We start from the raw sequence: 12,895 nt of genomic DNA, 5'->3' as shown, positions 1-12,895 counted from the left end.
TCAGGCTATAGCGTTTGGAGAACCCGATGCCCCATTCAACCCCAAAGCACACCATTCTCTACCAGTGCTTGCGCCTGTCGAAGTTCGCACTCATCGCCTGCATGCTCACCTCATGCTCAGAGAAAAATGATGATGCTCAGCCGGCTAGCGGTGCACCGGCGAATCCAGCGCACGCGGCGACGGCAGAAATTCAAAGTGTCACGCAAAAACCGACAGCGATTGATACCGACCTCCAATCTGCACAGCGCTTGCCAGATGTCGCCGTGAAAGAACTGTATCCGTCGCTTCGCAATAGAGCGGAAGCTGGAGATCTGGAAGCAAAACGACAACTCTTCTTGGTACTCAATGAGTGTCGCGTTGCAATGAAACCAGACAGGTCTCTTGATTACTCCAACAGCCAGGTCTCGCCGGAAATTCTCAAAGCAAGCGGAAAAACGCGAGAGCAGTTCCTGGCAGATCAGCAATTGAGCGCTCTTACGTTCACCGAAGAGAAGCTTGAACAATGTGAGGGAGTTCCAGGTGATGCGCAAAAGGAAACGGCCCGATGGCTGAAAGAAGCAGCGGAAGGGGGCGACACCTACGCGCGACTGGCCTACTACAACTATCTGGACCTCATTGTTGGAGATCAGCAGGAACAAGCAGTATCGGCAGAAGAAGTTGAACAGTTCAATGAAGATTCCTATCGCTACATCAAAAGTGTAGCTGACACCGGCAACCCGGACGGGCTTTTCACTCTCGGAACGGCGTATCAACGCGGCATCATTACACCGAAAGATTTGGTCCGTGCCTATGCCTACAAGAAAGCTGCGGGACAGCGGAACCCCATCGGTGGAAACGAGCGGATGTTGGACCTCATGGCGCAGTCCATGACTCCAGCTGAACTAAGGAAGGCCAATCAACTGGCCGCTACTCTGGCAAAGAGCAGCAAAATATGAGGGCGAATCAGCAGGTCCTGCCGTCACATCGTCGCTGGAACGTTATAGTCAAAGCGATGAGTACACGGGCGGATTCTGGATGCTGGTGGACGTCGACCTGGTGGGTCGAATCGACCAAGCAGCTGCATCCCGCCGCATGTCTCGATCCGCATATCTCGCGCTTGCGGCGGAGCATGAACTGGGTGGTGGCTCGCTCCGCCTTTGAGCGGGTGACGTAAAGGCATCGGCTCACCGCCATCATCGCTCGCATCATGGTGAGGCCAGGCGCGTCACCGACAATGGTAGAGCAGCGCCCCGAGCGCGTTCCCGATCTTCTAACTTCGCAATTTTCCTCATGGACGCAGGTACTTGACCTGCGCACGATGGATCCGCTGGCGCCCTACGGCACCAGTCGGGATTGGCATCCTGTAAGCGTCCATAACTGTTGACTCTGTTCTGCCCCACGGGGCACGGCGGAGAATGCACAGCATCGCCTACCGGTTTACGGCGGGCGGTGCGTGGGGATCCCTGATCCGCCGGTTTATGGTTATGTACGCCCGGTATGCCAACCCGCATCGCCTGCCACCTCGCGCCTTGGCGCAGGTGGCCTTCATGCAATGCGAGGCATACCGATGGAATCGCAGTACCCGCTGGGCGCCAAGCGCCTGCACGCCCTGCTTGGCGACAAGATGCATTCGTTTCCGCCCCGCTTCATTGAAAAGCTGGAACGGACGCTGGAAGAGCATGAGCGGGAGCAGATCGCCCGCAGCCGCACGGTGCACCTGAAACTGGTGCCCGACGTGGCCGACGACGCCCCGCTGCTGGGCGCAGATGCATTCAGCGATCTCAAACGACACAGCAAGGTCGCCATCCCGCTTCGCACCCTGCAGGGCTTGGCGTCTATCTTCGAGATCCTGCACGCGGTGCATCTGGCCAAGCAGGACGGCGATCCCGAAGGCGTGTTGAGCGAACACCTCGTGGAGGGGCTGATTGTCAGTGGCCGGGCGATGGTGAAGTCGGCCTCTGATACGACCTGCAACCCGTCCTGATGCACTGACCGGGTGGCTCGGGGTGCGCACTATGCCCCGCCCCATACCTACACGTACCCTTAACTTAATTGTTAAGATTAACTGTTAAGGAAACTACTGACAGTCCCTATTGGGCGTGCAAAGCTATGCGCCCTTCCCGGCGCCAGGGCAACCGGCGCACTGATTGATCAAGGACGCTCCATGAAAGACCTGCGACCGATTCTGCTCGTAGAAGACAGCATGAAAGATGCTGAGCTGACGATGGCCGCCCTGGCGCGGTGCCAGCTGCTGAACCCCGTCGTGCACGTACGGGATGGCCAAGAAGCGCTGGATTATCTGCGCAGCCATGGACCGTATGCAGGCGCGTTGCACGGCGGCCCCGTCGTCGTGCTGTTGGACCTGAAACTGCCCAAATTGAATGGACTGGAAGTGCTCGCCGAGATCCGCGGCGATGCCCTGCTGAAGAGCACCCCCGTTGTGATGCTGACCTCGTCGCGCCAGGAGAGAGATCTGGTGCAGAGCTACGATTCGGGCGTGAATGCGTTCGTGGTCAAGCCAATCGACTTCAATGAGTTTCTGGAAGCGGTACAGGAGCTGGGAATGTTCTGGGGCGTCACCAACCAGCCACCGCCGTTCGTGCCTACCGCCTGACCCTCAGACATTCTGCGTCAGGCCCGCACGCGGCGATACGCCTTCAGTATCAGCGGATAGGTGAGCAGATGGGTTGCGGCCGAAAGCAGGGCCGCAACCAGTCCGACCAAGGTGGGAAGCACAGCACCGAACGTAAAGGCCATGCCCAGCACGAAGCCGAAAAGATACTCCGCGCGGTAAACCGGCAGCACCAGACCCGACAAGACAAGGCCGAGGAAGATGATGGACGCGGCGTACTCGTGCCCGGTGGTAAACGCGATCGAGAGTGCAACGCCGACAATCAGTGCGCCGACGGCTGCGATGAGGGCACGCGACACCGCCGATGAGGTGCGGGAGCGTTGACGGGCGATGGACCAGCCTGCGGTTGCACCCAGCAGCGGCAGCATCAGCAGGCCCCACCAATTGGATATTGCGGGAAGGTCGGCATGGTTGAGCAGATGGTGGCTTTTGACGCCGCCATGCAGGTACTCCCATGCGACGAACGCCAGCGCGGCAGCAGCGCCGAGCGCCGCCAAGGCCAGCGTCAGCCGGCGATCACTGTTTACCTGCATGGCGCTTCCCCGGAGTGTGCCGCGCTGGATGCGGACGATGTACATGTTGACCCGATGGTAGAGTCCGCCGCCGGCGCGGGAACGTGCCGCGCGGCAGGGTGACTTCCGGCGACGTGGCATCATTGCGCGCATGCGCAGCCGCCTGGAAAATCGAGTTCCACCTCCGATCCTCATGCTGGCCTGCGGCGCCTTGGCGTGGGGCCTGGCCGAAAACGGGATTGGAGTCATGCCTTCCGCAACATGGCTCCGCCCATCAGGCTTTATCGTTGCAGTGATAGGGCTGGCCCTGAACCTGATACCGAAGATGCAGTTCCGGCGGTCTCGGACGACGGTAAACCCCCTTTCACCTGGGCGTGCCTCGCATCTGGTCACGGGCGGCATCTACCGTTACTCGCGTAACCCCATGTATCTCGGGCAGGCTTGCATTGTCCTGGGCTTGGCACTGGGGCTCCAACTCGCGACCGCGCTTTTACCGGTCGCTGTCTTCGTCGTCTACATCACCTACCTGCAGATTCTGCCGGAAGAACGCGTGCTGTCTCGCAAGTTTCCAACAGCGTTCGCACAGATGCGTCGCCGCACCCGTCGCTGGTTGTAAACCATCGCAGAGGCAGATTCGCAGCTATGCTCTGCCCATCTTTCTCGCCGGGCCGCCCATGTTCCATCACCTTTCTCTGGCCGTCCGTGACCTTGCGCGTGCTGGCCGCTTCTACGACGCCGCGCTGGGCGCCTTGGGTTACCGCCGTGTTTTCGACGGCGATGAATCGATCGGCTATGGGCTGGTGGATGGCCAGGACCTGCTGCTGCTCAATCTTTCAGCGGACGCCACGCCGCCGGCAGACGGTTTCCATATTGCGTTTGCAGCCGCTTCGCACGGGCAGATCGACGCCTTCCACCACGACGGGTTGGCTGCCGGCGGTCAGGACAATGGCGTGCCCGGGCTGCGGCCGGAATACGGCGAGCACTACTACGCGGGCTTTCTGATCGACCCGGATGGATATCGGGTTGAGGCGGTGATCACCGTGGCCGTCACCCGATGAACCGCGCCGCGAACGGTGCGCCGGTGCGCTGGCTGCAATGCGCTGTGCTGGCCGGCGCCCTCGTTGTGGCGGAGATGGCTGAGGGGCATAGCGGCGGGTTGAACAAGCAGGGATGCCATACCAACCGGGCGACAGGGGATTATCACTGCCATGGCGGCGCTGCGGCAGCCGCACTGCCCCGTCCTGTGGATCGGCAGGACTTCAACGCGCCGCGTGCGCGTGGCGGGGCGTTCAAAAACTGCACGGAAGCACGGGCGGCGGGTGCGGCGCCGGTGCGTCGGGGAGACCCGGGGTATGGGCCGCATTTGGACCGGGATAATGATGGTGTGGGGTGTGAGCCGTATCGGGGGCGTTGAGTGGCTCGTTTGAGGTGACTGGCGCCGATGGAAGAGCAGCCGACTGAAGTCGGCTCTACCGCGCCGGATAGACCGCGTCGGATGTACCCCGTCGGATGTGCCACGTCGGATGTACCGTCGCCGGCACCCTCAACGCAGAAAAGGCCGCCCTTTTCGGGGCGGCCTTTTCGTTTGTTGCGCGGGGTTCGGTCGCGCGACTAGGTGACTTTCTTGGCGATGGTCATGCCCAGCAGGAACAGCACCACGGCGATGATGATGCCGGCCCAGAACAGGAACTTGGCGATGCCGACCGAGGCGCCGGCGATGCCGCCGAAGCCGAGTGCACCGGCAATGAGGCCGATGATGGCGAAGATGATGGCCCACTTGATCATGTGATTCCTTCCAACAAGGAGTGCGTGTTGGAGAAACCTTAACGAGGGCCGCGTCGTTCAGGGGTGAGCCTGTCGCCTGCGTTGGGTGAAGATCAGATGCGACTCGGCAAACCAGCCATTCCGGCACATCCCCTTCCCTACCGACCATGCGACTCTTGCCTGCAAACGATTTCACGGAATGGAGGGATTCCCATGTTGAACCGCCTGCGGCGCCCTGCCGCATTACTTCTTCTGGCACTGGCTTTGCCGGCAGCCGCTGCTACACCGCCCCCGTTGAAGGTGATGTCCTTCAATGTGCGTACGCCTGCGGATACCGCGCCCGGCAAGCGCTGGATGGACCGCCGGGAGGCCCTGGTGACCACCATCCGCCAAGCGCATCCGGCGGTGATGGGTACGCAGGAACTGGTGAAGGAACAGGCGGATTACCTGGCCGCGCAGTTGCCCGATTACCGCTGGTTCGGCGAAGGCCGACGCGGTGGCGATGACGATGAGCACATGGGCGTGTTCTACGACAGCAAGGCGGTGGCGTTGGAGCAGTCGGGTAACTTCTGGCTCTCTGATACGCCGGACGTGGCCGGCAGCATCAGCTGGGGCAACCTGTTCCCGCGCATGGTGACGTGGGGGTTGTTCCGTCGCGTGGAGGATGGGCGGCGCTTCTATCTGTTCAATACCCACCTGCCCTATCGTGATGAAGATGAGCCGCGTCGGGTCCGTGGAGCGCAGGCGATCGTGGCGCACCTGAAGACGTTGCCGGCAGACATTCCGGTGGTGGTCACGGGTGATTTCAACAGTGAGCCGGGCGGACCCACGTACGCTGCGTTCACGGGTGCGCTGAAGGATGCGCGCACGCAGGTGGCTGCACCGCGCGGGCCGAAGAATACGTTCCATGATTTCACCGGCAAGGCGACCACGGAACTGGATTGGGTGCTGGTGCGTGGGTTCACTGCGCGGGATTTCGCCACGGTCGATGCGCGGGTGGACGGGATACTGCCGTCGGATCATTTCCCGCTGGTGGTGGAGCTGGACTGGGACGCGAAGTAGCGCCGAGTCGTACTCGGCGGGGTGTTCGCTGAGAGCGCCGCTGCGCTCGCCGAGCATGGCTCGGCGCTACCGTGGCATGGGTAGCGCCGACCCATGGTCGGCGAGCGCAGTGGCGAGACCGGACCCTATGGGTCACTGTGCCAAGGCGATGCTCGGCTGTGCGGCCTGGCCCCAGCCGCCGAGGGCTTTGTACACACCGACGACGCTGACGTTGACCTCGGCTTCGGCGGCGGCCAGGGCGTCGTCCGCCACCAGTTGCGTGCGCTGGGCATCGAGCAGGGTCAGGAAGTCTTCCGACCCTTCGCGATAGCGGACCTGCGCCAGCGTTTCGGCACGCCGCGCCGCCTGCGCCTGCTCGGCGACGATCGCCAGCCGGGCCTGCTGCTTGGAATAGCGCGTCAACGCGTTTTCAGTGTCTTCCAACGCCAGCAGCACAGCCTGTTCGTATTGCGCGGCCACGCCATCGGCTTCGGCCTTGCTGGCCTTCAACCGCGCACGCACCGTGCCGAAATCAAACGCGGCCCAGCTCAGCTGCGGGGTCAACGACCATGCCTTGTTGCTGCCGCTGATCAATCCGCTGGCATCGCCGCCGAGGAAGCCGACGAAACCGGTCAGCGACAGGCGCGGGAACAGGTCTGCGGTGGCCACGCCGATGCGTGCGGTGGCCGCAGCGAGGCGACGCTCGGCCACGCGCACATCAGCGCGCTGACGCAGCAGTTCGCGGGTGTCACCCAGTGGCAGCGCCTTGGCGAAGGCCGGCATGTCGCGCGGTGCGAGCATGCCGTCCAGCGATTCCGGACGCAGTCCCAGCAGCACCGCCAAGCGATGGCGTGACTGGGTCTGTGCCACTTCCAGCAGCGGGATGTCGGCCTCGATGGCCTTCAAGCGTGCACGGCTGCTCTGCACGTCCAGCTCGCTGCCGGCACCCAGTTCCCAACGGGTTTCGGTCAGCTTCTGGGTGTCACGCAGGTTGCCCAGGGTCTGCTCGGCCACGGCGATGCGCTTCTGCGTACCGCGCAGCTCGAAGTAGTTGCGCGCTACTTCAGCGGCGACCAATACCTGTGCATCAGCCAGGTTCGCCCACTCGGCATCCAGATCCGCGCGGGCGGCTTCTGCGGCGCGACGCTGGCGTCCGAACAGGTCCAGCTCCCAGCCGGCATCGAAGCCCAGCTGGTAGCTTTCGCTGAAGACCCGCTCACCACCGGCCAGCGTTTCCGGCTGCTTGCGGCGATCGTACGCGCCACCGGCGGTGACATGCGGTGCCTGGTCGAGGCGGCGTTCAACGAACACTGCACGCGCCTGCTGCACGCGCGATACCGACACGCGCAGATCCAGGTTGTCAGCCAGCGCGCGATGCACCAGCTCTTCCAGCACCGGATCGTCAAACTGTGCCCACCAGGTGGCTACCGGCGACTCGGTGCTGTACACCGGTGCCGCAGCCCCCTGCAGGGCCACCGGTGCTTCCACCGGTGCTTTGTAGTTGGGTCCGACGGTCACGCAGCCAGCCAGCAGCACGCTGGACAGGGCGACCGCCAAGGTTTTGATTACCACGGCAGCACCTCGCCCAGGTAGGTGAAGCTGCCATTCGGGCCGTCGGCATCCAGCAGCGCCATCTGCACGCTGGACTGCGCGCCTACGGATACCTCGACCTCGCCTTCGCCGCCGTTCATGTCGGTCTTTACGTAACCGGGGTGCACGGTGTTGACCTTGTGCGCGGTGTCGCGCAGTTCATAGGCCAGGTGCGCGGTCCATGCGTTCACCGCACTCTTGGACACGTTGTAGGCCGGTACCTTGAAATCATAGATCGGCGAGCCCGGCTGGCTGTGCAGCGTCACCGAACCCAGCAGGCTGGACACGTTGACGATGCGCGCCGCAGCCGATTCGCGCAACAGCGGCAGGAACGCCTGGGTGACGGCTACCAGTGCGAAGACGTTGGTATCGAAGGTGGTGCGCCACGTCTCCAGCGACTGCTGCGAAGATGCCTTGCTGATGTCGTCGATCATGATGCCGGCGTTGTTCACCAGGATGTCCAGGTGGCCGTGGCGCTGGCGCACCTGCTCCACTGCAGCGGCTACGCTGGCTTCATCGGTGACGTCCAGTTCGATGGCTTCCACCGGCAGGCCTTCGGCCTGCAGTTTCAGTGCGACGGCCACGGCGGTGTCACGCTTGCGACCAGCCAGCAGCGTGTGCACGCCGGCCTGCGCCAGCTGGCGCACGGTCTCGGTGCCGATGCCACGGGTGGCGCCGGTGACCAGCGCGATCTTGTTCGTATGTGCGTTCATTGTTTCAATCCTTGCAGCTTGAAAGAGGGTTCCGGGAGCCGCCGAGCAAGGCTCGGCGCTACCAGGGTCAGGTCAGGAACGTCGCATCAATGGTGCAGCGTCGATTCGCCATGCTTGACCAGCTGGCCACCGCCGTTGCGGGTGACGAACTTGCGCAGGGCCACGTAGAACACCGGGGTCAGGAACAGCCCGAACAACGTTACGCCCAGCATGCCGGCGAACACCGTGATGCCGGTGACCGAGCGGACCTCGGCGCCTGCACCATGGGACAGCACCAGCGGCACGGTGCCGGCGATGAAGGCGATGGAGGTCATCACGATCGGGCGCAGGCGCAGGCGGCAGGCTTCCAGCGCAGATTCGACGATGCCCTTGCCGCCCATTTCCAGCTCGCGGGCAAACTCGACGATAAGGATGGCGTTCTTGCAGGCCAACCCCATCAGCACCACCAGACCGACCTGCACGAACACGTTGTTGTCGCCACCGGTCAGCCATACACCGAACAGCGCGGACAGCAGGGTCATCGGCACGATCAGGATCACCGCCAGCGGCAGCGACCAGCTTTCATACAGTGCGGCCAGCACCAGGAAGGCCAGCATCACCGCCACCGGGAACACGATCAGCGCGGCATTGCCCTGGGTGGCCTGCTGGTAGCTCAGGTCGGTCCACTCGGTGACCATGCCGGGCGGCAACACCTGCGCGGCGATCTCGCTCAGCTTGGCCATGCCTTCGGTGGATGACAGCAGGCGCGGATCGGTTTCACCGGCCAGATCAGCCGCCGGGTAGCCGTTGAAGCGCAGCACCGGGTCGGGGCCGAACGTCTGCTTGACGGTGACCATCGAGCCGATCGGCACCATCTCGCCGCGGTCGTTGCGGGTGCGCAGGCGGCCGATGTCTTCCACGCTGTCACGGAACTGTCCGTCAGCCTGCGCGATCACCTGCCAGGTACGACCGAACTGATTGAAGTCGTTGACGTAGGCCGAGCCCAGATAGGTCTGCAGCGTGTCGAACAGCTCGGTCAACTGCACGCCCTGTGCCTTGGCCTTTACACGGTCCACCTCGGCATCCAGCTGCGGCACGTTGGCCTGGTAGCTGGTGATCGGGAAGGCCATGCCCGGTGTCTGCGATACCGCGCCCTGCATGCTCTGCACAGCGGTCTGCAGCGCACCGTAGCCCAGGTTGCCACGGTCTTCGATGAACATCTGGTAGCCGTTGCCGTTACCCAGCCCGAGGATCGGCGGCGGCATCATCGAGAACGCAAAGCCTTCCTGCAGCCCGGCGATCTTCTGGTTGATCTCCGCATTGATCTGCGCAGCGGTACGCCCATTGCGTTCGCTGAAGGGCTTGAGCGGCACGAACGCCACACCGGTGTTGGGCGTGTTGGTGAACTGCAGCGCGTTGAGGCCCGGGAACGAAATGGTATGCGCCACGCCATCGGTTTCCATGGCGATCTGCGCGACCTTCTTCAGCATCGCGTCGGTGCGGGCAATGGACGAGCCCTCCGGCAGCTTCACACCCGCGATCAGGTACAACTTGTCCTGCGTGGGGATGAAGCCCGGCGGCACCAGCTTGAACATCACGCCGGTACCGACCAGCAGCAGGGCATACACCACGAACACCGCACCGCGCTTGCCGAGGATCTTCGATACGCCGCGCTCGTACTTCTCCGAGCTGGATTTGAAGAAGCGGTTGAACGGACGGAAGATCCAGCCGAACAGGCGGTCGATGATGCGCGTGGGCGCATCCTTGGTCGCGTCATGCGGCTTCAGCAGGCGTGCGGCCAGGGCCGGCGACAGGGTCAGCGAGTTGATGGCCGAGATCACCGTGGAGATGGCGATGGTGACGGCGAACTGCTTGTAGAACTGGCCGGTGACGCCGGACAGGAAGGCCATCGGCACGAACACGGCGCACAGCACCAACGCGATGGCGACGATCGGACCGGACACTTCCTTCATGGCCTGATGGGCAGCGGCGGTGGGTGACAGACCCTCTTCGATGTTGCGCTCGACGTTCTCCACCACCACGATCGCATCATCGACCACGATGCCGATCGCCAACACCAGGCCGAACAGGCTCAGTGTGTTGATCGAGAAACCGAGCAGATACAGTGCAGCGAACGTGCCTACGATGGACACCGGCACCGCGATCAGCGGAATGATCGACGCGCGCCAGGTCTGCAGGAACAGGATGACCACCAGCACCACCAGGGCGATGGCTTCCAGCAGCGTGGACACCACGGCCTTGATCGAGTCGCGCACGAAGATGGTGGTGTCATACACCGCTTCGTACTTGACGTCGGCCGGGAAGGTCTTCTGCATCTCGTCCATGGTGTTCATGACGGCATCGCGGATTTCCAGCGCGTTCGCGCCGGGGGCCTGGAAGATGCCGATACCCACTGCGTTCTTGCCATCCAGCTGCGAACGCAGCGTGTAGTCACCGGCACCCAGCTCCAGACGGGCCACGTCGGACAGGCGAACGACTTCGCCGTCAGCGCCGCTCTTGAGCACGATGTCGTTGAATTCCTGCTCACTCTTCAGCCGGCCCTGCGCATTGATCAGGGTCAGGAACTGGCTGTTGGGCATCGGCTCGGCACCGAGCTGGCCCGCCGAGACCTGCACGTTCTGCTCGCGCATCGCGCCGACCACATCGCTGGCGGTCAGGCCGCGCGCGGCGATCTTGTCCGGGTCCAGCCAGGCACGCATGGCGTAGTCACCGCCACCGAAGATCTGCGCATCGCCCACGCCCTGGATGCGCGACAGCGCGTCCTTGACGTGCAGGCGCGCGTAGTTGCGCAGGTACAGCGTGTCGTACTTTCCGTTCGGCGAGGTCAGGTGCACCACCATCAGGAAGGTCGGCGACTGCTTCTGCGTGGTCACGCCCTGCCGGCGCACGTCTTCAGGCAGTCGCGCCTGCGCCTGGGCGACGCGGTTCTGCACTTTGACCGCCGCCGCATCCGGATCGGTACCCGGGCGGAAGGTGATGGTCATCTGCAGCACACCGTCGGAGCCGGCGACCGACTTCATGTACATCATGTCCTCGACGCCGTTGATGGCTTCTTCCAGTGGCGTGGCCACTGTTTCAGCGATCACCTTCGGGTTGGCGCCCGGGTACACGGTGCGCACCACCACCGAGGGCGGCACCACGTCGGGGTATTCACCGGTCGGCAGCAGCGGAATGCTGATCAGGCCGGCGGCGAAGATGATGATCGACAACACCGCCGCGAAGATCGGCCTGTCGATGAAAAAGCGTGAGAAATCCATTGGGAATGTCCTTGGTTTGGCCGACGCCGGGATGCAGCCGCCCTGCCCCTGCCAATCCGGCAGGGGTTCGGGCATCGCGGTGACGCTGGCCGGTTGGATCAGTTCAGTGCGGCGGTTTCAGTACCAACGGGGGCCGGGGCGGGAGCCGGGGCCTTCGCCGGTGCAACAGCAGGTGCGGCGGGACCTTGCATCGCGACCGCCTTGGCCTGCACGGGCATGCCCGGCATGAAGACCTTCTGCACGCCATCGACGATCACCTTGTCGCCGGCGGCGAGGCCGCTTTCCACGATGCGCAGGCCATCAGCGGTACGGCCCAGCGCGATATCGCGGCGCTGCGCCTTGCCGTCCTTGTCCACCACATAGACGTACTTGCGGTCCTGGTCGGTCAGCACGGCGCGGTCATCGATCAGCATCGCCTGGAACTGGCCACTGCCCAGCAGCTGCACGCGGGCGAACAGGCCCGGGGTGAACTGGCGGTCTGCGTTGTCCAGCAGTGCGCGGACGCGGATGGTGCCGGTGCTGCGGGTGACCTGGTTGTCCAGGAAGTCGACCTTGCCTTCGTGCGGGAAGCCCTGCTCACCGCTCAGCCCGATACGCACCGGCAGCGACGCATCGCGCTCGCTCGGACGCTCGCCCTTGCGGGCCATCTGCGCATAGCGCAGGAAGGTGGCTTCATCGGCGTCGAAATACACGTGCACCTTTTCCAGCGACACCAGCGTGGTCAGCACGCTGGCCGCATCGCCGGCACTGACCAGGTTGCCCGCCGTGACCATCGCGCGACCGGCGCGGCCGTTGATCGGCGCACGCACCTTGGTGAACTCCAGGTTCAGTGCGGCGGCATCCAGCGCGGCCTGTGCGGCCTGCACCTGCGCGCCGGCCTGGTCGGACGCGGCACGGCGCTGTTCCCAGGTTTCGGTGGAGATCGCCTGCTGGTCCGACAAGCGCTTGGCCCGCTCGGATTCACCGCGCGCCAGGGTGGACTGCGTGCGTGCGCGGTTGAGCTCGGCACGGGCGCGGTCATACTCGGCCTGGTAACTGCGGGCATCGATGGTGAACAGCACATCGCCCTTCTTTACTTCCTCGCCTTCGACATAGTTCACCTTGTCGATGTAGCCGGACACCCGCGGGCGCAGGTCCACGTTCTCGACCGCTTCCACCCGGCCACTGAACTCGTCCCACTGGCTGATCTGCTTGACCAGTACCGGTGCGGCGCTGACTTCAGGCGCAGGCGGTGCGCCGGCTTCTTCGGCATGGCTGCCGCTGCAGGCGGTCAGGATGGCCAGGGCAAGTGCCGAGACGGTGGCCAAGGCCGCGCGGCGGGTGGTGCGGTGGAGGGTCATCATGGTGTTCATGGCATGTATCCGTAAGGGGTGGTGATACAGGTGATCAGTCGTTCGTTTGTCGGCA

Annotated in this window: 13 protein-coding genes; 7 read left to right on the top strand and 6 right to left on the bottom strand. The window is 63.7% G+C overall.

All coding sequences use genetic code 11. The annotated features are described in order from the left end of the window. Window positions 1-26 precede the first annotated feature (26 nt). From IFT65_RS05335 to IFT65_RS05325, 3 genes are all read left to right on the top strand, one after another. Window positions 27-935 (top strand): sel1 repeat family protein, encoded by a 909-nt coding sequence (locus tag IFT65_RS05335; protein WP_192080640.1) that lies wholly within the window; start codon window positions 27-29, stop codon window positions 933-935. A 611-nt stretch (window positions 936-1,546) separates the two neighbouring features. Then, complete coding sequence (locus tag IFT65_RS05330) at window positions 1,547-1,963, top strand: hypothetical protein (protein ID WP_192080638.1); 417 nt, start codon at window positions 1,547-1,549, stop codon at window positions 1,961-1,963. Between the two features lie 180 nt (window positions 1,964-2,143). Continuing rightward, complete coding sequence (locus IFT65_RS05325; RefSeq protein WP_188324330.1) at window positions 2,144-2,593, top strand: response regulator; 450 nt, start codon at window positions 2,144-2,146, stop codon at window positions 2,591-2,593. Between the two features lie 17 nt (window positions 2,594-2,610). Here IFT65_RS05325 and IFT65_RS05320 read toward each other — a convergent pair whose 3' ends face one another. After that, window positions 2,611-3,189: a hypothetical protein gene (locus IFT65_RS05320; RefSeq protein ID WP_192080636.1), complete on the bottom strand. Its 579-nt coding sequence runs from the start codon at window positions 3,187-3,189 to the stop codon at window positions 2,611-2,613. An 85-nt stretch (window positions 3,190-3,274) separates the two neighbouring features. On the opposite strand from IFT65_RS05320, the gene IFT65_RS05315 reads away from it, so the two are divergent. The 3 genes from IFT65_RS05315 to IFT65_RS18940 are packed head-to-tail and all read left to right on the top strand — an operon-like array spanning window position 3,275 to window position 4,537. After that, complete coding sequence (locus IFT65_RS05315) at window positions 3,275-3,739, top strand: isoprenylcysteine carboxylmethyltransferase family protein (protein WP_192080634.1); 465 nt, start codon at window positions 3,275-3,277, stop codon at window positions 3,737-3,739. Window positions 3,740-3,797: 58 nt separating this feature from the next. Further along, the gene (locus tag IFT65_RS05310) at window positions 3,798-4,181 is read left to right on the top strand and encodes a VOC family protein (protein WP_192080632.1); all 384 of its coding nucleotides are present in this window, start codon (window positions 3,798-3,800) and stop codon (window positions 4,179-4,181) included. After that, complete coding sequence (locus tag IFT65_RS18940; protein ID WP_192080630.1) at window positions 4,178-4,537, top strand: excalibur calcium-binding domain-containing protein; 360 nt, start codon at window positions 4,178-4,180, stop codon at window positions 4,535-4,537. The genes IFT65_RS05310 and IFT65_RS18940 overlap by 4 nt, the downstream gene beginning before the upstream one ends. Before the next feature lie 197 nt (window positions 4,538-4,734). Here the strand turns inward: IFT65_RS18940 and IFT65_RS05300 are convergent, their stop codons facing one another. Continuing rightward, the gene (locus IFT65_RS05300; protein WP_042612362.1) at window positions 4,735-4,908 is read right to left on the bottom strand and encodes a DUF1328 domain-containing protein; all 174 of its coding nucleotides are present in this window, start codon (window positions 4,906-4,908) and stop codon (window positions 4,735-4,737) included. Window positions 4,909-5,100: 192 nt separating this feature from the next. On the opposite strand from IFT65_RS05300, the gene IFT65_RS05295 reads away from it, so the two are divergent. Continuing rightward, the gene (locus IFT65_RS05295) at window positions 5,101-5,949 is read left to right on the top strand and encodes an endonuclease/exonuclease/phosphatase family protein (protein ID WP_192080628.1); all 849 of its coding nucleotides are present in this window, start codon (window positions 5,101-5,103) and stop codon (window positions 5,947-5,949) included. A gap of 132 nt (window positions 5,950-6,081) precedes the next feature. On the opposite strand, the gene IFT65_RS05290 is transcribed toward IFT65_RS05295, so the two are convergent. The 4 genes from IFT65_RS05290 to IFT65_RS05275 all read right to left on the bottom strand — a co-directional run bounded on the left by IFT65_RS05290 (window position 6,082) and on the right by IFT65_RS05275 (window position 12,828). Further along, a complete protein-coding gene (locus IFT65_RS05290; RefSeq protein WP_188324336.1) occupies window positions 6,082-7,500 on the bottom strand; it encodes an efflux transporter outer membrane subunit in 1,419 nt (472 codons plus the stop codon). Next, window positions 7,494-8,231: an SDR family oxidoreductase gene (locus IFT65_RS05285; protein ID WP_192080626.1), complete on the bottom strand. Its 738-nt coding sequence runs from the start codon at window positions 8,229-8,231 to the stop codon at window positions 7,494-7,496. The genes IFT65_RS05290 and IFT65_RS05285 overlap by 7 nt, the downstream gene beginning before the upstream one ends. A gap of 86 nt (window positions 8,232-8,317) precedes the next feature. Next, window positions 8,318-11,488: a multidrug efflux RND transporter permease subunit gene (locus tag IFT65_RS05280; protein ID WP_188324338.1), complete on the bottom strand. Its 3,171-nt coding sequence runs from the start codon at window positions 11,486-11,488 to the stop codon at window positions 8,318-8,320. Between the two features lie 98 nt (window positions 11,489-11,586). Beyond that, window positions 11,587-12,828 carry an efflux RND transporter periplasmic adaptor subunit gene (locus IFT65_RS05275; RefSeq protein WP_188327304.1) on the bottom strand — a complete coding sequence of 414 codons (1,242 nt, stop codon included), beginning with the start codon at window positions 12,826-12,828 and terminating at the stop codon, window positions 11,587-11,589. Between the last annotated feature and the right edge of the window lie 67 nt (window positions 12,829-12,895).

The sequence above is a fragment of the Stenotrophomonas sp. CFBP 13725 genome (genome assembly GCF_014841935.1).
Classification (GTDB): domain Bacteria; phylum Pseudomonadota; class Gammaproteobacteria; order Xanthomonadales; family Xanthomonadaceae; genus Stenotrophomonas.
This window is presented reverse-complemented; position numbering and strand designations above follow the sequence as displayed.